This window comes from Sandaracinaceae bacterium (genome assembly GCA_016706685.1).
In the GTDB taxonomy this organism is placed as follows: domain Bacteria; phylum Myxococcota_A; class Polyangia; order Polyangiales; family Houyiibacteriaceae; genus JADJJE01.
Genome location: JADJJE010000005.1, coordinates 250165 through 270028, shown reverse-complemented (window position 1 = coordinate 270028; position 19864 = coordinate 250165). Strand labels below are relative to the sequence as shown.

The window sequence follows — 19864 nt, the reverse complement described above, 5'->3', positions numbered from 1 at the left end:
GGAGCGCCCCGTGCGGCTCTCGCGCGAGCAAGAGGGGGCGGTGCGCGTGGCGGCGCAGGCCCGTTTGGCGCTCGTCTCCGGTGGCCCCGGGACGGGCAAGACCAGCATCGTGGTGAGCCTGCTGCGCGTGCTGGTGCGGCTGGGCTACGACGCCGAGGCCGACGTTGCGCTCGCCGCCCCCACGGGCAAGGCGGCCGACCGCATGCGCGCCTCGGTGGCCCGCGCGCTGCGTGCCCTGCGTGCGCCCACCTTCGACGACGCGGCGCTCCTCCGGGCGCCGCCGCACAGCCAGACGTTGCACCGCCTGCTCGGGTACTCGCCGCGCAGCGGACGCTATCGCGCGCACGAGCGCAGCCCGCTCGGCGCGCGCGTGGTCGTGGTGGACGAGGCCTCCATGATCGACGCCATGATGATGGACCGGCTGCTGCGCGCGCTCGGGCCGGACACGCGCCTCGTGCTGCTGGGCGACGCCGACCAGCTCCCCTCGGTGGACGCTGGCGCCGTCTTTCGGGACCTCTGCGCGCTTCCCTCCGATGGGGTGGTGCGGCTGACCCACAGCTACCGCATGGACGCGAACGACCCGGCGGGGCGCAACATCCTGAAAGTGGCGCAGGGCGTGCATCGCGGGCGCCTCACCACGCTGCTGCGCGAGCCCGCGCCTCACGAACCAACCGCCTCGGACAGCATCACGCCCGTGCCGCGGGCCGCCGCGCTGCGCTTCTCGGGCTGCGAATGGGTGGAGGCTCCCGATGCGGCCACACGCGCCGAGCTGCTGGGCCGCTGGGACGATGTCTATCTGCGGCCGCTCACCGACGCAGCGCGCGCGCTCGGGTCCGAGCTGGTGCTCACGGGGGGGCGGCCTCCAGCCAGCATGATTCCAGTGCTCGAGTCCCTCTTCACGCGCCTCGAGCGGGCGAAGCTGCTGGCGCTCACGCGCGCTGGCTCGCTCGGGGTGGAGCGCGTGAACCAGCACTTCCACGTGCTGCGCTCCCGCGATGCGCGCGCCCGCTTCGTGGTGGGCGAGCCCGTCATGGTGCACCACAACGACTACGTGCGCGGCCTGTTCAACGGCGACGCAGGCGTGGTGCTCACAGGGCGCTTCGACTTCGAGCGGGGGCTGCGCCGGCTGGTGCTCTTCCGGCGCGACGACGGGTTTGTCGGCTTCCCGCTCTCGGCCATCGAGGACGGGCTCGAGCTCGCTTACGCCATCACCGTGCACAAGGCGCAGGGCTCCGAGTACGACGCCATTGGTGTGCTGCTGCCCGACGTGGAGACGCCGCTGCTCACGCGAGAGATCCTCTACACCGCCATCACGCGCGCTCGCCGCAGCGTCACGCTGGTGGGGCCACGCTGGGCGATCGAGGCAGCCGTCACGCGCCGCGTCACGCGCTCGAGCGGGCTCTTGGCGCGCGTCGAAGCGGACCTCGCAGCTCGCTGACCGCCAACGCAAAACGCCCACCCGGCTGAGCCGAGTGGGCGCCTTCTCGGAGCGCGTACCCGTCAGAGGCGGTACGGGAAGTTCACGTTGAAGCTGGCCTGCCGGAAGGCCGGAACGCGCGCGCCGCGCACGGCGTTGGCGATGCACGAGTTGCCCGCGAAGGCGCCCCCCGTGACGTTGGCGGAGCTGACGCGGCCGTTGCTGGAGAAGGTGACAGCGACGGTTGCCGTCCCGGTGGCGCCATTGCCGCAGGCACGCACGGCAGCCGCACGGCCACCCAGGGCACTGGAGACGGCCGAACGCGACGGCGTGTCGGGGAGATCGGCCGTGTCTTCCTGCATGGGAGCCACGGCCATCCCGAGCAGGTCGTCGATGCTGGCCGACATGGAGCTCTGCATGGGGGTCGCGGCCTCGGGGATGGGCGCCGAGCCCGTCGAGGAGCTCCCCGTGGTGGACGCCATGTCCGAGGTGCCCGTGGGGCGCGTGGCGCTCCCGGTGGAGCCGGGGCGACGGGTGGACGACCCCGTGGAGCCCGTGGAGCCGGTCTCTGCGGTGGGGGTGGCCGTCTCCGTGGGCGTGGTGCCTGGGGCGGGCGTGGTGCCTGCCGCCGGAACCGTGCCCGCGGTGTCACTCGCAGCCGGAACCGTACCTGCGGTCTCGCCAGGCGTGGGCGTGGGCGTGGCCGCGGGCTGCGTGACGACTTGGACGGCGGGGGGACGCGTGACCACGAAGCCAACGCCGCCGAGCACTGCGATGACCACGACGGCAGCGGCGATCAGCACCACCTTGTTGCTGCTGCCGCCCTGCTGCGCGGCCGCCTGCACGGGCACCGGCTCCGCTGCGACGGGCGCGAGGATGGGTGCGCCGAGGGCCGAGCCCAGCGACGGGCCCACGCCGATGGCCAGGAGGTCGTCCACCGGCGAGCCGGCGCTCTTGAGCGGCGAATGCTGCGGCGCGGAGGACGTGGCGCTGGCGAGCGCGCGGATGTCGATGAGGCCGGAGCCTTCACCCATGGCCATGCCGGAGGACGCGGGGAAGCCGCCACCACCGCCGAGACCGCCGCCACCACCGAGGGGTGACGAGCTGGCGCTCTTGAGCGGGCTCCCGCCCTTCGGAGCGCTGTCGCCACCGGTGGCCAGCGCCTGGAGGTTGCTGAGCGAAAACAGCACCGAGTTTTCGTTGCGCTGGCCGGTCATGGCCTCGCCCGCCGACACGCGTGGGCCCGGCTTCGACGCCACCACGTCATCGCCACCGCCGCCGCCGAAGAGGTTGCCGCCGCCGCTGCTCGCGAACAGATCGTTCGCCCCGCCGCTGCCGCCGCCGCTGGCGAAGAGGCCACCACCGCTGCTGGCGCTCGCGGCGAATGGGTCGGCGCCCGCCGAGCCGCCGTCGCTCTCGTCGGCCACGTGGCTGTCACCGCCGGCGTCTGCGCTACCGAGCGCGGCCATCAGCTCGGGCACTTCATTGAGCGCCTTCCAGCCGTCGAAGCCTTCCTTCCAGACGTACGACTCGTAGTCGATGGTCCCTTCGGAGAGCATGCCGGCGATCTGCAGCGGCGTGAACGGGCCCTGCTGCTCGCCGTCGAGGACGAGGTGCCAAGCGGCATCGCCGCCATAGTCGAATACCCGCGTGGCTTCGTCTTCGTCGTTTCCGCCCTCAACGTGGTCGCCGCGGACCACGATCACGTTCGAGCACTTCTTACAACGAATCTTGAAGACCTTGCCGGCGACCTTCTCATCCGCGATGGAGTACTTCGCGGAGCAGCTATCACAGACGATTTTCATTTCCTGGCGGTCCTCTTGGCTCTGCTCGGAGTGGTGGCTCCGAGACGGGTGAATGCGGAATCCCTTGACGGGACGTGATGATAAGCGCGCGACGCGCTGGGGATCAAGATCGCGCTGCGTCTCGTAGCTACCGAACCTCGACGCGAGGCATCCTTGGGTGGCTCGAGCGACTAGTTGACGGAAGACAGGGAGGCCCCGTCCTTGCCACAGAAGGTGACGTGCTGGCCGTAGCGCTCACCGCACGTGGGGCAGATGCGCGGGAGGGTCTCCGTGGCGGTCTCGGCCCGGCGATAGAGCGTGTAGGGAACGAGCGCCGCGCGATCGTGGGGGCAGAATTCGGCGTCTGGCGGGTAGCCCCGGCGGCAGGTTGGGCAGATCATCCCGGCCGCTCTCAGCGGATTTTCGGCGGCCGTCACCAGCCGCTCGCCATGCTTCGCGCAGAACCGCTCGCCCCCGGTCCCCGGCACCCCGCACACCGGGCAGGCGAGCGGCCCGCCCACGGAACTGGCCGCCACGACCGGCGCAGCAGGCCGCGGGGCCACGGCCGCGCTCGGGGCAGGCGCCTCCATCATCGTCTCGGCCCGTGAGGCCGCGCTGGCTGCGTGACCCGGGAGCTGCGCCTTCTTGGGGATGAGCGCCGTGCCCGAATTCTTGAGCGGGTCGCTCTTCCGCTCAGGGTCGCTGTCGCGGCTGCCCTTGGTGTCTTTGCTGCCGCCCTTGGTGGCGGCCGTGGCGGACTTGCGCCGCGCCCGCACCACCAGCAGCGAGAACCCGACCGTGGCGCCCAGCAGCAGGAGGCCCACGCCCAACAGCAACCAGCGCTGCCCATGGCCACCGCCCGGCGCGACCGCAGCCACGCCTGCCGCCCGCTCGGACTCGGCGTGCTCGATGGCGCTGGGCTGGCCATCCGGCGCGCGATCGCGCACCGCGATGAGGCCAGACAGGTCGGGTGAGTGCACCTGAACGTCTGCACGCGCCTCGAGGGCGCCGAGCGTGGCGGTGATGCGGTACTCCCCCTCGGCTTCGGCTGCGTTGTCCGTGGTCACGAAGCAGCGCCCATCCATGCGCCCCGACGACCCGGTGGGACCCACCACGCGCCACTCGATGGGCGGGTTGGTCAGCGCGCAGCCCGCGGCGTCTGTGGCTCGGGCGGTCAAGCACAGCCGCGCGCCCGGCTCGACGGGCGCCTCGGGCGCACGCATGCGCAGCGCGGTGGGCGTTCCGGCTACGCACGTACTGGGCTCCTCCGGTGCGGGCTCGGCCACCGTGGGCTCGCTCGGAGGCGGCAGCTCGCTGGGGATGGCCAGGGGCACGGCGCGCGTGAGCGTGCGGCTGGCCGTGCGCGTGGCGGTGCACGTGGAGTCGCGCAGCTGCCAGTTGTAGGTGGTGCGCTCGGTGTACGAGAGCGTGTTGGGGTCTCGCACCGTGAAGGAGTAGCGGCCGCTCTCCCCACGCGGGTTGCCGGCGATGGTGGCGCAGCTGGCCGACCAGCTCTCGGGGCGGGCGGACGCCGACACCCGGCGCACCTCGGCGTTGTCGCTCCAGCACGCGCTGGTGGCGCCCGACAAGGCTCCGGTGAACCGCAGGTGGCTGCCCTCGGCGCTGACCGTCACGCGCCCGCCGGGCTCGCTTGCGGCTCCGGGGCGTGGCCCGCAGTCGGGGCCCCAGCTCTGCAGCGCGTAGCGCACGCTCAGCGGGCTGGCTTGCCACGCACCCGTGTAGGCCACCTCCTGCGCGCTGGCCTGGCCCACGCTACTGGCCATGCAGCCCACGCACAGCGCCGCGAGCACGGCAACGTGGCGCGTGCGCAGAGGGCGTGAGCAAGGGCGAGCGAACATCGCGTCAGTATCCCATATCTGGTGGCCTTAACGAAAGAAGCCCGGCGCTGGGCCGGGCTGCTTTCATGGGTCGCGGCGAGCTTCAGCCCGCGGACTTGACCTTCTTGATCTCGGCGGTCAGGGCGGGCACGGCCTCGAAGAGGTCGGCCACCAGGAAGTAGTCCGCCACCTGCGCGATGGGGGCTTCCTTGTCCTTGTTGATCGCCACGATGACCTTCGAGCCCTTCATGCCCGCGAGGTGCTGGATGGCGCCCGAGATGCCGACCGCGACGTAGAGCTTCGGCGCCACGACCTTGCCGGTCTGACCGACCTGCAGGTCGGCGGCGACGTAGCCCGCGTCACAAGCCGCGCGCGAGGCACCCATGGCGGCGCCGAGGGTGTCCACCAGCGGCTCCATGATGCTCTTGAAGTTCTCGGCGCTCTTGAGCGAGCGGCCACCCGACACCACGATGTCGGCCTCGGCGAGCTCCGGGCGCTCGCTCTTGACGACCTCGAGGCTCACGAACTCGATGCGGCTGGACGCGGCATCGGTGACCTCGGCCACGGCGGAGACGGGGCTGGCACCACCGCTCGGCTCGGCCGCGTCGAACTCGGTCTGACGGCCCGTGATGACCTTCTTGGCCGTGTCGACCGTGAGGGTGCCCGAGACGTTGCCGGCGTACATGGGGCGGCGCAGCACGAGCTTGCCGCCGTCGTTCTTGATGCCGGAGATGTCGCTCGCCACGCCCGCGCCGATCTTGGCGGCCACGCGCGGGAGCAGGTCCTTGCCGTACGCGCTGGCGCAGGCGACGACCACTTCGTAGTCGGCCGCAACGGCCGCGACGGTGGCGGCGTGCTTCTCGCACACGTAGCCACCCGCGATGTTGCAGGTGAGCACCTTGCCGGCGCCGAAGGCGGTGAGCTCGCTGGCAGCGCCGCTGGCGCCATCACCCACGAGCAGGATGTCGAAGTCGCCGCCGATCTCGCGCGCCATCGTCACGCCGCTGAGGGAGGTCCTGCGGACCGCACCCTCGAGCAGCTCTGCAACCACAAGAGTCTTTGCCATGATGTTGTTCTCCGTTCCTGTGGTGAGATGTCAGAGGACCTTCGCGTCGGACTTGAGCTTCTGCACGAGCTCCTGGACCGACTCGACGAAGGTGGTCTTGCCCGAGCGCGCGGGCGGCAGCTCGAACTTGAGGTACGTGAGCGTCTTCTGCGGCGAAGCGCCGAGCGAGGCTGCGGTGACCTCCTCGATGGGCTTCTTCTTGGCCGCCATGATGCCCTTGAGCGACGCATAGCGACCGCCCTCGGCCTCGGGGTACTTGAAGTCGGCCGGGGTGGCGCCGTTCTTCACGGACTCGGGCTTCAGGATGCGGTCCGACGTGGTCACCACGGCCGGGCCGGTCACCTTGATGGTGCTGACGCCGGTGTCGAGCTCGCGGCGCACCGTGAGCGTCTTGCCGTCATCGGCCGTCTGGATGCTCATGGCGTAGTTCGCCAGCGGCCAGCCCAGCAGCTCGGCGAGCACGGTGCCCGCCACGTTGCTGTCGCCGTCCACGGTCTGCTTGCCCATGACCACCAGGTCCGGCTTCTCCTTGTCCACGATGGCCTTGAGGATCTGCGCCACCATGTTGGAGTCCAGCTCCTGGTCGTTGGCCTCCACGAGGATGCCGCGCTCGGCGCCCATCGCGAGACCCTGGCGCACGGTCTGCGCCGCGTCCTTCGGACCGATGGACACCAGGACGACCTCGCCCGTGCGAGCCTTCGTGGCGCCGTTCTCCGTGAGACGAAGCGCAGCCTCGAGGCTCCACTCGTCGAACGGGTTCATCTTCCATTCGAGGCCCTCGGACGTCACCTGAGTGCCGTCACCGCTGACCTTGACCTTGTTGGCGTTGTCGGGGTCCGCAACGCGCTTGATGGGGACGAGGATCTTCACCCATTCCTCCGAGGAAAGTGTTTGGTGCTCAGGCGTTGAGCTCACCGCTCGTCGGTGGCCACGACTGGGCGAAAAATGGCCTCGCCCGCAGGCGAGAAACCGCGTTGGATCTAGGTGGCCGAGGCCCAGAAGTCAAGCACGCTCTGCACGGTCAGCGGGCCCGCAGGCCTTCCAGGAAGAGCGAGGCCAGCTGCTTGGCGGCCTTGCGCAGCGCCACCGGGTCGGCGTCGCCACCCACGGCCCACGTCAGGGTCACGCCGTCGAGCGCGCCCCAGAGCGAGCGCGCCGCCACCTTCGGGTTGATGTCCGTGCGCAGCGCGCCCTCGCGCTGGCCTTCGGCGATGGTCCCCGCAATGAGCTCGATGTACTCGTTGAACAGCGGCGCCGCGTACTGTTTCAGCAGCTTCGAGCTCTGGCGCAGGTTGACGGTCACCACCTCGGCCAAGTCGCGCTGGCCCTCGAGCAGGCCGAGCTGCAGCTCCACCACGCGCGTGATGCGCTCTTCCACGGTGGCGCAGGCGGCCATCTCCTGGCGGATGACCACCAGCAGCCGCGTGATGCGGTCGTCGAAGATGGAGACGAGGACGTCGTCCTTGTTCTTGAAGTAGAGGTAGATAGTGCCGTCGGCCACGCCCGCCGCCTTCGCGATCTCGCTCACGCGCGTGGCGTAGAAGCCCTTCCGCGCGAAGACCTTGATGGCGGCGCGCAGGATGCGCTCGCGCTTGTCGTTGTCCGGAGCGCGGCGTGGCTTGGTCTTCGTGGCTGGGCGTGCGGTCGGCATCGGGCTCTCGGCAGCGTGGCGTTCGGGGGTCGTCACCATGGGGGCTGAACTGAATGATGGTTCATTCGGCCGATCCCGCAAAGGGGTATCAGCAAAGGGGGCTCAGCGCCCGTTTTGGCGCCGCATGGCCTCGGCGCCCTGGGGGCGGGCCACCACGTAGCGGGGCCCGGCGGCGGGCGTGGCGGGGGCGACCACGAGGCTCGGCAGCCCGCGCAGCGCTTGCTCTCCGAGCGAGGGCGTGCCCGGTCGGGCCAGCTCGGCCAGCGTCGGCCCCAACACGAGGTCCGCGCGCAGGGCGGCCTCGATGCGTGCCGGAAGCCCGTCGAGAGCATCCACGGTGGTCTCGATGGCCACGGCGGACCAGTGGCCGTAGGCGCCGCCGTCGCCCGTCGCCCAGATGACGTCGAGGCCGATGCCGCGCAGGCGAGCGGCGAGGGCGGCGGCGTGGGCGCGCCCCAGGTGGCTCTCCGGCGCGTCGTGGCCACCCGCGGCGACTGGGTCACGGAACGCGACGAGCAGGCGCGCGTGTTGGGGGGCGCCACCGATCCACGCGACCGCGTGTGGCGAGTTGCCCAGCGCGCGGCTGCGGACCGGCTCGAAGCGCTCACCGCCGGCCAAGGTCGCGAGCCGTGGGGCCACACGACGCGCGACGCGCCGCGGGGACGCGCGCACGAAAGCCAAGACGCGGGTGCGGGCTCCGACCCGCAGGCGCTCGAGCGCGCGCGTGATGTCGCCCACGCGCACGGCGTCCAAGCGCTCGGCGGCGCCTGCGGGCGCGACGCGGCCGGGCTGGGAAGGGCTCAGCGCCATGGCCACCCAGCCGCGCATGCGCCGCCGGGGCCGCCGTCGAAGGCCACCAGCACGCCGTTCTCTCCCGTGGGGCTGAGCGCCACACGCAGGATGGCGCCGTTCGGGAGCGTGGCGTCCACGGGGCCCCACAGCTGGTCGGCGGAGTCCGCGTTCTCGGGGTTGAGGTCTGGGAGCGCGAACAGCGGCTCGAGCCGCGGCTGCTCGCGCCAGGGGCGCGCCTGCTGCAGGGCGCGCGCGTGGGCCTCCCGCAGCGCGGTCTCGGCGTTGCGGCGCGTGCGCGCATCGGGATCCGCGTCGTCCAGCGCATCGGCCCGGCCCCCGTTCAGCGTGATGCCGAGGCCCAGCGTGTCGCTCGGGAAGGCGGCGGGATCGCTCGCGGTCTCGACCGGCTGGCGCGCGGCCCAGCGCTCTCCCAGCGCCTGCACCGTGCCCGCGCCCGGTGGCGCCCACTCGAGCGCGTGGTCGCCCGAGTCGTCGCTGCTCGGGCTCTCGCCCCACGGCAACGAGTCGGCCGCATCGGACGCGCGCAGCGCGAGCACAGCCAGCTCACGCGCGGCGTCCTCGGGGCGCCCCTCGAGCCGATCCCGTGGGCAGGGTGAGCAGCACCAGCGCGCCGCCGCGCAGCTCGAACGCCGCGAGGTCGAGCGGGGGCAGCGGCGTGTTGGTCAGGAACGCCGGGTCACGCAGCAGGTGCACGATGGCACGCGCGTGCTCGAGGCTGCGCGCGCGGAGCGCCACGGAGGCCGCACTCTCGTGGGCCACCTCCACGGCCACGCCGCCACCGTCCGGGAGCTGGCGGCTCTCGCGCTGGCGCGGGGCGGCCGGGGCTTCGCGCAGCTCGAGGCCCAGCGCGTCCAGCGCGTGCGCGTCCACGTCGCCCTCTGCCAGCAAGAGCGCGCGCTGGCTGCCGTAGTGCGCGTCCACGAAGGCCTGGACCACGGCAGCGCTGGCGTCCACGTCGTGCTCTGCCTCTCCCAGCGGGAAGAGCCCGCTCGCCTCGGTGCCCAGCAGCGCGCGCAGCGCGGCCGCCTCGGCCGAGCGCGTGGCGTCGGCGTGCGCCCCGGCGCGTGCCTCGCGCAGCTGCACATGGGCGGCGGTGAGCTCGCTGGCCGAGAGAGGGGCGGGGTGCAGCACGGTGGTCAGGCGCCGTGCGCAGGCCAAGAGCTGCTCCGCCGCGCAGGTGAGCACGAACGCGCTCGCGTCGGGCGTCACTTGCGCACGCACGGGCGGCTGGCCAGCGTCCTCGTCGAAGCGGGCCGCGAGCGCGTGCGCCGCGAGCGCAGCCACCTGCACAGGAGCCGCGTCGCGCGAGCCGGCGTCGATGTACAGCGCCAGCTCCACGGTGCCCTGCGTGGGCAGCGGGCGCACGAACCAGCTGAACTCCGGTGTGTAGGCGGGGGCCGACCGCGAGGGGTCGCTGCCCGGCGCGCGCACGCCAGCGCCGCTCCCGGACGCGCCGCCGGTTGCGCAGCTCGGAACCGACGTGAGCACGAGCAGCGCCGCACACGTCACGGAGCGGATGGAACGAAGCACGCGCGAGGTATAGCAGCCTGCCCTCGGAGTTCTGCCCGCGTTCTCCCGTAATTTGCTTCGTTGTCCTACATGTACGCACACTGTGTGCGTGAACGATCGTCGACAAGAAAAGCGAGTCGAGGTGGGTCTGTTCGTCCGCGAGATCGTGGGCGAGGCGACCTACTCGTCCTTCGTGATGAACCTCTCCTCGGGCGGCATCCTGCTGGAGCGTCCGTCCACCGCGGCGCCCCCTGCCGGCCCCGTGCAGCTGGAGATCCGCCTGCCGGACCACCACGGGCGGCTGGATGCCGACCCCGTCTGGGGCCTGGCGCAGGTGGTCTACGACGAGCAGCGCGTGGACGAGCCTGCTGAGGCGAGCGGCTGGCGACGCAGCGCGCTGCGCTTCAGCGCGATGGCCGACGCGCACCGCGAGCGTCTCGAGACCTGGCTCGCCAACCAGCGCGGCGGCGAGCGCTGGGAGGATCTGGGGCAGGGCGTGCGGGTGCTGCGCCCAGGATGACTTGACGGCTCACCCCGTCTCCGGGCACGAAGCCCAGGTGGCCACGACCGGAGACACGATGCGGGCGCTGGTGCGGACTCGCGCTGGCGCCGCGCTCGTGAGGCGGGCACGCCCCACGCTGCCCAGCGTGCCGGGCTGGGCCCGCGTGCGTCTGCTCGTCGCGGGGCTGTGCCGCACCGATGTGTACGCGGCACGCGGTGAGCTGGGGTGTGAGCCTTCCACGGTGCTGGGTCACGAGGCGTCCGGCGTGCTGCTGGAGCTGAGCCCGGGTAGCGTGCCGGGGACGCGCTGCGGCGCGCTCTCGCGGAGGGGACGCTGGTGGCATTTCACCCCTTCGTGGGCTGCGCGCGCTGCGAGGCCTGCCACGCGGGACGGCCACATCACTGCCCACAGGCGCAGATGCTCGGCGTGGGGCGTGACGGCGTGTTCACCGAAGAGGTGGTCTTGCCGCTGTCCGCGTGTGTCCCGCTGCCGGGCGTCACGGACGCGCGCCGGGCGGCGTTCCTCGAGCCCTACGCGGCGGCGCTCGGCGTGGCGTGCATGGGTCTTCCGCGCGACGCCCGCGTGCTGATCATGGGCAGCGGGCGCGTGGCCACGCTCACCGAACACGTGCTGCGCAGCGAGGGCTACGCGCACGTGGTGCTGGCGGAGCGGCCTCCCGCAGGCGAGTCCTTCGATGTCGGTGTGGAGACGCGCGCGGAGGCCGAGCGCTTGGACCAGCTGGCGCGCGCGGTGTGCCCGTTCGGCACGCTGGTGCTGAAGAGCCGTCCGGCCACGCGCGTGCCCGCCAGCTTCGGGCTGTGGGCGCAGCGGGACCTCTGCGTGCGGGGCGTGTCCTATGCGCCGTTCGCGCTGGCCGCCGAGCGGTTGGCGGATGCGAGCCTCGATGTGTGCCGGTGGCTCGGCGCGCTGCACTCGTTCGAAGAGTTCGGTGCGCTCCTGGCGGCTGACTCGGCCGGGCTCGGCGACGTGAGCGACCACCTGCGGAAGCCCATGCTGGCGTGCGGCGGAGCGGCATGTGCGGCCTGATCGCGTTGGTCGATTCGGTAGCGCCCATCGAGCAGAGCGTGGTGGAGCAGGCGCTCGACGCCCTGCGTGAGCGCGGGCCTGACGGGCGGCAGCACTGGCTGAGTCCGGCTGGGGACGTGGCGCTGGGCCACACGCGGCTGGCCGTGGTGGACGTTGCGGGCGGCGCGCAGCCCATCTGGAACGAGCGCGGGACGGTGTGCGCCATGCTCAACGGCGAGCTCTACGGCGCCGAGCGGCTGCGCGCCGAGCTGCGCGCGCGGGGGCACGTGCTGCGCACGCGCTGCGACGCCGAGCTGCTGGTGCACTTCTACGAGGACGAGGGCGCGGGGCTCACGCGTCACCTGCGTGGGGAGTACGCCTTCGTGCTCTACGACAGCGAGCGGCGCCGTCTCTTGGGCGCGCGCGACCCGGATGGTGTGCGGCCGCTGCTGCTCGCCTCGCACGGCTCTAGGGTGATGCTGGCCAGCACGGCGCGCGCCCTGTTTGCGGCGGGCTTGTCGGCGCGCTGGGACGTGCAGGCGCTGCAGCAGTCGGCCGCGCTGCAGTACCCGCCGCCGGGGCGCACGCTCTTCGCGGGGGTCTCGCCCGTGCCGGCGGGTGGGCTGGTGATGGTCGACCATGCCGGCGTGCGGGTGCAGCGTGCCGAGACCTGGCCGGGCGCCATGGGCGCGGCGGACACGAGCGAGCATCGCGAGCCGTTGGCCGGCCTGCGCGCCGCGCTCGAGGACGCCGTGCGCGTGCGCATCCCGGAGGAGGTCTCGTATGCCTGCGCGCTGAGCGGCGGGCTCGACTCGAGCGCGGTGCTGGCGCTGGTCACGCGCATCACGGGCCACGCGCCGCCCGCGTTCACGGTGTGCTTCGAGGGCGACGTGCAGTCCGAGTGGGACGCCGCCGCGGAGACCGCACGCTGCTTCGGGGCAGAGCACCACGCCGTGTCGTTGGACGATGAGGCGCTGGCTGCGCTGCTGCCCGCAGCGGTGCGCGCCGGGGAGGGCAGCGCCATCAACGCCCACCTGGTGGGCAAGTGGGCGCTCGCGCAGGCCGTGGCGCGCGCCGGTCACAAGGTGCTGCTCAGCGGGGAGGGCGCTGACGAGGTGGCGTTCGGCTACGCACACTTCCTGGTGGACGCCGGCTTCGCGCCCACGGCGGAGCAGCAGGCCTCGCTGGCGGGGGCCATGCTGGCTCCCAGCGCGGTGGGGGCCGAGGGCGCCCGAGCCGCCACTGCCGTGCCGCACTTCATCACCGCCAAGCTGGCGCTGGGCGCGCGGCTGCACGCGCTCGGTGACTTTGGGGACGTGCGGGTGAATGCCAGCGGGGCCGTGGACGCCGTGTTGCGCGCCACGTCCGGTGTGGACGGCCAACCCCATGGGCTCGAGCGCTCCCGCGCGTGGTGGCGCGCGCTCGCGTTCGAGCGCTACATCCTGGGCACGCTGGGCGACGCGGTGGAGCTCGCGCACGGTGTGGAAGGGCGCCCACCCTTCCTCGACCGCGAGGTGCAGCAGGCCGCGCGGCGCATCGCTCCCCTCGACTTCATGCGCGGCGGCGTCGAGAAGCAGGCGCTGCGCGACGCCCTCCGCGGGCTGGTGCCAGATGCCGTGCTGGCGCGCCGCAAGCAGCCCTTCTTCGCCGCCCCCATGCTGCTGGCTTCGCAACCCGGTCGGCTGTTCGAGCTGTGCCACGCCACGCTCACGGGGCCCACGGCGCCGGCGTTCGTGAACCGTGCGGCGGTGGCGGCCCAGCTCGACCGGGCGCGCGGGGCGAGCCTGGCAGCGCGGCGCGACTGGGAGGCACCCTTGATGTGGATGCTGACCACGGCGTTGCTGGAGCAGGAGCTGTTTCGATGAGCATCGTGGCAAGCGACGGGGCGGGCGCGCGCTGGTGGGAGCGCTTCTTCGACGACGCCTTCGCGGAGCTCTGGCTGAGCGACGACGACCCGGCGAGCGCGAGCGCCGCACCGACGGCCTGATGCGCGTGCTGGGCCTCCGCGCCGGCAGCTGGCTCTTCGACCAGTGCTGTGGCGTGGGGCGCGTGGCGGTGCCCCTGATGGAGCGCGGCGTGCACGTGGAGGGCGTGGACGGCGTGGCCAGCTACGTGGCGCGAGCGCGCGCCCGCTGCGAGAGCCTCCCGGCGGGAACGCTTGGCCATGCCCGCTTCGAGTGTGGAGATGCTCTCACGTACGTGCCGGCCGTCCGCTGCGATGCCGCCATCAACTGGTACACCAGCTTCGGATACTCGGACGACGACGCCGCGAACACCACCATGCTCGCGCGCGTGCGGGATGCGCTGCGCCCGGGTGGTCTCTTCGCGCTCGACTACCCGGACATGGAGCGCGTGCGCGCCTGCTTCCACCCCCGCTCGGAGCGCACGCGTGACACCCGCAGCGGGCGCTTCACAGCCGTGCGCGAGGCGCACCTCGACGAGCGACGTGGGATGCTGGTGGACCGCTGGACCTTCGTGGCCCCCAGCGGGGAGACGCGCACCAGCGCGGGGGAGACTCGGCTCTACTCGAGCGCCCAGCTGCGTGTGCTCTTGCGGAGCGTCGGCTTCGAGGTGCTGAGCCAGGTGGCGCCCCGGGACGTGGGCTACACGGAGGACGCTGGACGCTGCATCCTGCTGGCCCGCCGTCCTCTGCTGGGCGCGGCCTCGGAGAGCTCCGGGAGCTTGGGGAGCTCGCCGTGAGCTACCCACGTGCCACCGGGCTCCATGCATCCCTGCGCGCCGCCATCCACGCGGGAGCGTGCCCCGTGCTGCCGCCCACGCCCGCCAGCCAGCAGCTGGTCGCCCATGTTCGCGCCGTGGTGGCGGCCGCGTTCGGGGGCAAACCCGAGACCGCGCACGAGCGCCATGGCGTGCACGCCTTCTTCGTGGCGCTCACCCGGGCACGCCAGGCGCTCGCGCGCGACCACCATCTGACCGCGCTCACTCGCTCCGTGCTGGCCGAGCTGGGCGTGACCGAGCCCGCCTTCGCCATCGACCGCGCGCGCCTGCGCGGGGTGGCCCCGGGTGCGCATCGCGAGCCCATCACGCGGGACGCTTACGCGCTCCACCGCGACACGTGGTACGCAAACCCGCGCGCGCAGATCAACCTGTGGATCCCGCTGCGAAACGTGAGCGCGCGGGATGGCCTGCAGCTCTTCCCAGGCGCGCTGCGCCGCGCGCTCCCCAACGACTCCGCGGGCTTCGACTTCGCGGCCTTCCAGTCGGAGGGTGGCTTTCAGAGTGGGCGGGTGGGCACCCCCGCCGTGTACCCGCGTGCGCTCACGGTGCCCAGTGCTCCGGCGTACGTGCCCGCCATGCCGTGCGCCGCCCGCCTGCTCTTCAGCGCTGCGCAGCTGCACGGGCCCACCCCGCATGACGAAGCCGAGACGCGCTTCAGCGTGGACGTGCGGGTGGTGGCTCGGCTCGACCAGCGCTTCGGTCGTGGAGCTCCGTCGGTGGACAACGCCAGCCGCGGAGACGCGTCGCGCAACTATCACCTCACTGCGGTGGCCGGTGAGCGCACATGAACCCCTTCTCCGAGCGCATGCGCCGGGTGTTCCGCACGCACGCTGCGCGCGTGGCCGTGCTGGACCGCGGGCGGGCATGCACCTACGCCGAGCTCGATCAGCGTGTGCAGCGCGTCGCGGCGCTGCTGCACGAAGCCCGGGTGGGGCCGGGCGTGCTCGTGGGGCTCGACGGAAGCCGCGCGCTCGCTCGCGTCGTGGACCTGCTGGCCCTCATGCGGGTGGGGGCCGTCCCGCTGCTGCTCTGCCCTCGCTGGCCGCAGGCCTATCGCCGGGCGTGCATCATCACCAGCCTGGCCAGCCACACGCTCACCGCGGGCGTGCTGGCGCGCGTGGAGGGCGCGGCCTCGTGTGAGCCGCTGCCCAGCGACGCGGCGTACCTCATCTACACCAGCGGCAGCAGCGGCCGACCGAAGGGCGTGGTGGGCACGCACGCGGGGCTGGTCCCTGTGCTGGACGCGCAGATCGAGGCCTTTGCGCTGAGCCCTGCGAGCCGCTCGTTGTTCCTGCTGGGGCTCGCCTTCGACGCTAGCCTGTCCGACATCGGCACGGCCCTGCTCGCGGGGGCCACGCTGGTGCTGGAGGACGACGCGAGCTGCGCGCCGAGCCGCCTGCTGGCCACCGCAGCGCAGCGCGGGGTGACCTATGCGGACATCCCCCCGGCCTATCTCGCGCACCTCGACGCCGATGCGCTGCCGGCGTGTCTCACCACGCTCGTGGTGGGCGGGGAGGTCGCCCCGCCGCAGGAGGTCCGCCGCCTCGCCGAGCGGGTGACGCTCTTCAACGTCTATGGCCCCACCGAGGCCACCATCTGTACCAGCCTCGGTCGCTGCGACGCGGCGTGGTCGCGGCCGCTCCTGGGCCAGCCCATCGCCGGGAACACCTACGAGGTGGTGTCGCGCGAAGGGCTGCCTGCAGGCGAGGGCGAGCTGCTGATCGCCGGGCCTGGCCTCGCGCTGGGCTATCACCTCGACGACGAGCTCACGGCGCAGCGGTTCGTGGCGCGCGCGGGACGCCGCTGGTACCGCACGGGCGACGTGGTGCGCCGACACCCGGACGGCGAGTGGGAGTTTCGGGGCCGCGTGGACCGGCAGCGGAAGCTGCGTGGTCAGCTGGTGGCGCCCGAGCAGGTGGAGGCGGCGCTGCTGCGCACGGGGGCGGTGCGGGCCGCCAGCGTGAGCCTCTCGGGTGATGGGCAGCGGCTGCTCGCGCAGGTGGAGCCGTGCGTGGCCGTGAGCCGGGGTGAACGCGCCGCATGGGGTGCCCAGCTGCGCGAGACCCTGCGCCAGCAGCTGCCCGCGGGGTTGGTGCCGGACGAGGTGAGGCTCACGCACGAGCTGCCGCGCGGCGCGACCGGAAAGCTGGTTCACATCCACGCAGCTTCGAGCCTGCACGGCGCCGTGGTGCTCGAGCCTCCCGGAGCGGTGCTGGGCCGCGACGCCCTCGCGCCCGACGAGGACTTCTTCGACGCCGGGGGGACCTCACTGCTCGCGCTCGAGGTCGCGGCGCGCGCGGAGGCGGCGGGCTCGCGCGTGTCTGCTGTGAGCATCGCCCAAGGGCGCACGCCGCGTGCGGCGCTGGCGTCACACACGGCCGAGCTGACCACATGGCTGGCTCGCGCGGCGCAGGAGCGCTGGCTGGGCAGCGTGACTCCACTCTCGCGCACGCCCGCCCGGCCTCTCTCTGCCATGCAGGTGCTCGTGACCGGTGCGACCGGCACGCTGGGCGGCGCGCTGCTGCCGCGCTTGTTGGACGAGCTCGGGCCGGACGGACGCGTGCACTGCCTGGTGCGCCGTCCAGATGCGCTGCACGCCGGGCTCCCCCCGGCGCTGCGCGTTGCCGCTGGGGACCCACGCGTGCGGGTGCACGTGGGAGACGTGACCGAAGAGCACTTGGGCCTGGCCGCAGCTCACTACGCGCAGCTCACCGAACAGCTGCACACCGTGATTCACCTCGCCGCGCGCCTCAGCGCCGCAGCCTCGCTGCATGAGCTGAACGCGGTGAACCTCGAGGGCACCCGGCGCGTGCTGCAGCTGTGTGCCAGCGGCCGCCCGAAGGCGCTGCTCCACGCCTCCACCCTGTCGGTCTTCACCGACGCGCTTCCGCGACCCGAGCGCTGCATGGAAGCCGACGACCTGGCCATCACCGAGGCGCTGCTCACGCCGTACGCCACCAGCAAGTGGCTGGCCGAGCGCCTGGTGCGCAGCGCCGATCCGCATGCGCACGCCACCACCATCGTGCGCCTGGGCTTGCTCACGAGTACGGCAGCGGACGGTCACGGCGCGCCCCACGGGCACCTCGCTCGCTTCCTGCGAGGGCTCGCGCGTGTGGGGGCGTTGCCTGCACCGTGCGTTTCCGCAGCCACGGAGCTCCAGCTCGACATCACCCCGCTCGACCACGCCGCCGACGCCTGCCTCGCGCTGCTGCGCCACGATCGGGCTGCCGGCGTGGGTGGCACCTATCACGTGGCGGCCACCCGGCCCGCCACGCTTGCTGCGCTCATGCTCGCGATGCACGCAGAGGGCATCCCGCTCCGCACGCTTCCTTCGCAGGAGTTCTTCACCCTCGCCGGCGAGCAGCGGGACCCCAGCGGCGACGCCGCCCTCATGGCCCTCTCGCTCGGGCGCGGTGTTCCCGGCATGTTGGCCAGCCACCGGGCCCTCGACCTCTTCGCCGCCACAGGTGCACACTTCTCGCTCGTGAACACCACCCAAGCACTGGCTGCGTCCTCGAGCTCGCTGCACACGTTGCAGCCAGACCACGCGCTCCTGCGACGCTACGTTCGGGCGGCGCTCGCATGAAGCGCGGCGTGGGCATGGTGCTCGGCAAGTTCTACCCGCCGCACCGCGGGCACGTGTACCTCTGCGAGTTCGCGCTGGCCCACGTGGAGCGCCTGCACATCGTGGTGGGCACGCTCTCGCGCGAGACCATCCCGGGCACCGTGCGCCACGCCTTGGTCCAAGAGCTGGTGCCGGGGGCCACGGTGCATCACCTCACCGACGAGAACCCACAGGACCCGAGCGAGCACCCCGAGTTCTGGCGCATCTGGCGCGAGAGCCTGAAGCGCATCCTGCCCGAGCCGGTGGACGTCGTGTTCGCGTCGGAGCCGTATGGCCAGCGGCTGGCCAGCGAGCTGGGTGCGCGCTTCGTGCCGGCCGACCCGGCGCGGGCCATCCTGCCCATCCGCGCCACCGTCATTCGCCAGGACCCGCTCGCCGCGTGGGACGACCTGCCGCGCGCGGTGCGCCCGCTCTTCGTGAAGCGCGTGTGCCTGATGGGGCCCGAGTCCACCGGCAAGACCACGCTGGCGGCGAGCCTCGCGCGCGACCTCCAGACGGTCTGGGTGCCCGAGTACGCCCGCACGTACCTCGCACAGCGCGAAGGTCAGCCCGTGCTGGCGGACTTCGAGCCCATCGCCCGTGGGCAGGTGGCCTCCGAGCAGTCCCTCGCGCGTGACGCCAACCGCGTGCTGATCTGCGACAGCGACGCGCTCACCACCGCGCTCTACGCCGACGCGCTGTGCGGCGAGGTGCCGGCCGAGGTGCAGGCCCTGGCCGACGCCGGTCGCTACGACCTCACGCTGCTCACCGCGCCCGACGTGCCTTACGTCCCGGAGCCCCTGCGCTACCTGCCGCACGCTCGCGAGCGCTTCTTCGAGCGCTGTGTGCATGCGCTCGAGGCACACGGTCGTCCCTATCACGTGCTGAGCGGTGGCTGGGCGGCCCGCCGTCGCAGCGCACGCGCCGCCATCGACGCGCTGCTCAGGTGAGCACGTCCAGGCGGTCGGGCTTCAGCAGCGGCGGCAGGTCCGTCTCGTGCAGGCGCTGACGGAGGTTCACCTCGATCATGCGCGTGATGGCCGAGAGCGGCAGGTCGTTGGCGTCCAGCCCGAACGGGTTCTCGATCTCTTCACCCACCGCGTCCAGGCCGAAGAACGCGTAGGACACCATGGCCACCACGGCGGGCGTGCCGTAGCCCACCTGATCGATGATCCCGATGGGCAGCGTGACGCAGTACACGGCCACGATTCGGTGCAGGAGGATGTTGAAGCTGAAGGGGATGGGCGTGCTCTTGATGCGCTCGCAGCCGCCCTGCAGGTTGGTGAACTCGGTGAGCGTGGCCTCGAGCGCGGGGAAGTGCATGGGGTGCACCCAGCCCAGGTTCCAGCACCGCCGGAACTCGTCGCCCATGCGCTGCAGAATGGAGATGGGCGGGTTCAGCTCGTGCTCCAGCTTCGCGAACTCGGCCTCGGGCAGGAAGGGGCGCAGCTCTTCGAAGTCGCGGTCGTCGCGCAGGTGCTTTCGCAGCGCGTGGGAGTAGGCGATGGTGCGGTAGATGAGCGCCTTCCGGGTGGCCAGCGACTCCTCGTCGGGCTCCTGCGGACCCACCAGCGTGAGGACCTGCCGCGTCATGGTGCGGGTGGTGTTCACCATGCCACCCCACAGCTTACGACCCTCCCAGAAGCGGTCGTAGCTGGCGTTGTTGCGGAAGCCGAGGAAGATGCCGAGCGCCACGCCGATGAGCGTGAACGGCAGCGGCGTCAGCGCCTCGTGGAACAGCGTGTCGTGGTACTGGTAGGTGACGGTCACCCCCGTGGCCAGGACCGTGCTGAAGAGCACGCGCCGCCAGACCTTTTGGAGGGCGCTCCCGTGCCAACGGAGGATGACGCGGAGCCAGGTGATGCGGTCAACGACGATCATGCGGGGCGCAGCTTGGCACAGGTCCGCCAGCGGT

17 protein-coding genes are annotated in these 19864 nt (G+C 72.4%); 8 read left to right on the top strand and 9 right to left on the bottom strand.

What is annotated here, in order from left to right; genetic code table 11:
* Positions 1 to 10 precede the first annotated feature (10 nt).
* Entirely contained in the window at positions 11 to 1438 is a 1428-nt protein-coding gene (gene recD / locus IPI43_10765) for an exodeoxyribonuclease V subunit alpha (GenBank protein ID MBK7774608.1), read from the top strand.
* 62 nt (positions 1439 to 1500) lie between these two features.
* Here the strand turns inward: recD and IPI43_10760 are convergent, their stop codons facing one another.
* The 8 genes from IPI43_10760 to IPI43_10725 form a co-directional block, all read right to left on the bottom strand.
* Positions 1501 to 3222 carry a zinc-ribbon domain-containing protein gene (locus IPI43_10760; GenBank protein ID MBK7774607.1) on the bottom strand — a complete coding sequence of 574 codons (1722 nt, stop codon included), beginning with the start codon at positions 3220 to 3222 and terminating at the stop codon, positions 1501 to 1503.
* A gap of 170 nt (positions 3223 to 3392) precedes the next feature.
* Positions 3393 to 5060, bottom strand: coding sequence for a hypothetical protein (locus IPI43_10755; protein MBK7774606.1), 1668 nt, complete (start codon positions 5058 to 5060; stop codon positions 3393 to 3395).
* Between the two features lie 82 nt (positions 5061 to 5142).
* Positions 5143 to 6105 (bottom strand): electron transfer flavoprotein subunit alpha/FixB family protein, encoded by a 963-nt coding sequence (locus tag IPI43_10750; GenBank protein ID MBK7774605.1) that lies wholly within the window; start codon positions 6103 to 6105, stop codon positions 5143 to 5145.
* Positions 6106 to 6135: 30 nt separating this feature from the next.
* Positions 6136 to 6975 carry an electron transfer flavoprotein subunit beta/FixA family protein gene (locus tag IPI43_10745; protein ID MBK7774604.1) on the bottom strand — a complete coding sequence of 280 codons (840 nt, stop codon included), beginning with the start codon at positions 6973 to 6975 and terminating at the stop codon, positions 6136 to 6138.
* Positions 6976 to 7126: 151 nt separating this feature from the next.
* Positions 7127 to 7756 carry a TetR/AcrR family transcriptional regulator gene (locus tag IPI43_10740; GenBank protein ID MBK7774603.1) on the bottom strand — a complete coding sequence of 210 codons (630 nt, stop codon included), beginning with the start codon at positions 7754 to 7756 and terminating at the stop codon, positions 7127 to 7129.
* 102 nt (positions 7757 to 7858) lie between these two features.
* Positions 7859 to 8566: a hypothetical protein gene (locus IPI43_10735; protein MBK7774602.1), complete on the bottom strand. Its 708-nt coding sequence runs from the start codon at positions 8564 to 8566 to the stop codon at positions 7859 to 7861.
* Entirely contained in the window at positions 8557 to 9105 is a 549-nt protein-coding gene (locus IPI43_10730; GenBank protein ID MBK7774601.1) for a hypothetical protein, read from the bottom strand. Before IPI43_10730 ends, IPI43_10735 begins: the two co-directional genes overlap by 10 nt.
* Before the next feature lie 7 nt (positions 9106 to 9112).
* Positions 9113 to 10099, bottom strand: a complete 987-nt coding sequence (locus IPI43_10725; GenBank protein ID MBK7774600.1) for a hypothetical protein — start codon at positions 10097 to 10099, stop codon at positions 9113 to 9115.
* An 88-nt stretch (positions 10100 to 10187) separates the two neighbouring features.
* Here IPI43_10725 and IPI43_10720 point away from each other — a divergent pair, with 88 nt between their 5' ends.
* The 7 genes from IPI43_10720 to IPI43_10690 all read left to right on the top strand — a co-directional run bounded on the left by IPI43_10720 (position 10188) and on the right by IPI43_10690 (position 18899).
* Entirely contained in the window at positions 10188 to 10598 is a 411-nt protein-coding gene (locus tag IPI43_10720; GenBank protein MBK7774599.1) for a PilZ domain-containing protein, read from the top strand.
* A 336-nt stretch (positions 10599 to 10934) separates the two neighbouring features.
* Complete coding sequence (locus tag IPI43_10715) at positions 10935 to 11627, top strand: alcohol dehydrogenase catalytic domain-containing protein (GenBank protein ID MBK7774598.1); 693 nt, start codon at positions 10935 to 10937, stop codon at positions 11625 to 11627.
* A gap of 5 nt (positions 11628 to 11632) precedes the next feature.
* Positions 11633 to 13471: an asparagine synthase (glutamine-hydrolyzing) gene (gene asnB / locus IPI43_10710; GenBank protein ID MBK7774597.1), complete on the top strand. Its 1839-nt coding sequence runs from the start codon at positions 11633 to 11635 to the stop codon at positions 13469 to 13471.
* Between the two features lie 121 nt (positions 13472 to 13592).
* Complete coding sequence (locus IPI43_10705) at positions 13593 to 14306, top strand: class I SAM-dependent methyltransferase (protein ID MBK7774596.1); 714 nt, start codon at positions 13593 to 13595, stop codon at positions 14304 to 14306.
* The gene (locus tag IPI43_10700) at positions 14303 to 15133 is read left to right on the top strand and encodes a hypothetical protein (GenBank protein ID MBK7774595.1); all 831 of its coding nucleotides are present in this window, start codon (positions 14303 to 14305) and stop codon (positions 15131 to 15133) included. Before IPI43_10705 ends, IPI43_10700 begins: the two co-directional genes overlap by 4 nt.
* Positions 15130 to 17931: an AMP-binding protein gene (locus IPI43_10695; protein MBK7774594.1), complete on the top strand. Its 2802-nt coding sequence runs from the start codon at positions 15130 to 15132 to the stop codon at positions 17929 to 17931. Before IPI43_10700 ends, IPI43_10695 begins: the two co-directional genes overlap by 4 nt.
* A 14-nt stretch (positions 17932 to 17945) precedes the next feature.
* Complete coding sequence (locus tag IPI43_10690) at positions 17946 to 18899, top strand: AAA family ATPase (GenBank protein MBK7774593.1); 954 nt, start codon at positions 17946 to 17948, stop codon at positions 18897 to 18899.
* Here the strand turns inward: IPI43_10690 and IPI43_10685 are convergent.
* Complete coding sequence (locus IPI43_10685) at positions 18892 to 19830, bottom strand: hypothetical protein (protein ID MBK7774592.1); 939 nt, start codon at positions 19828 to 19830, stop codon at positions 18892 to 18894. The two genes, IPI43_10690 and IPI43_10685, sit on opposite strands and share 8 nt — an antisense overlap.
* Positions 19831 to 19864: the final 34 nt, after the last annotated feature.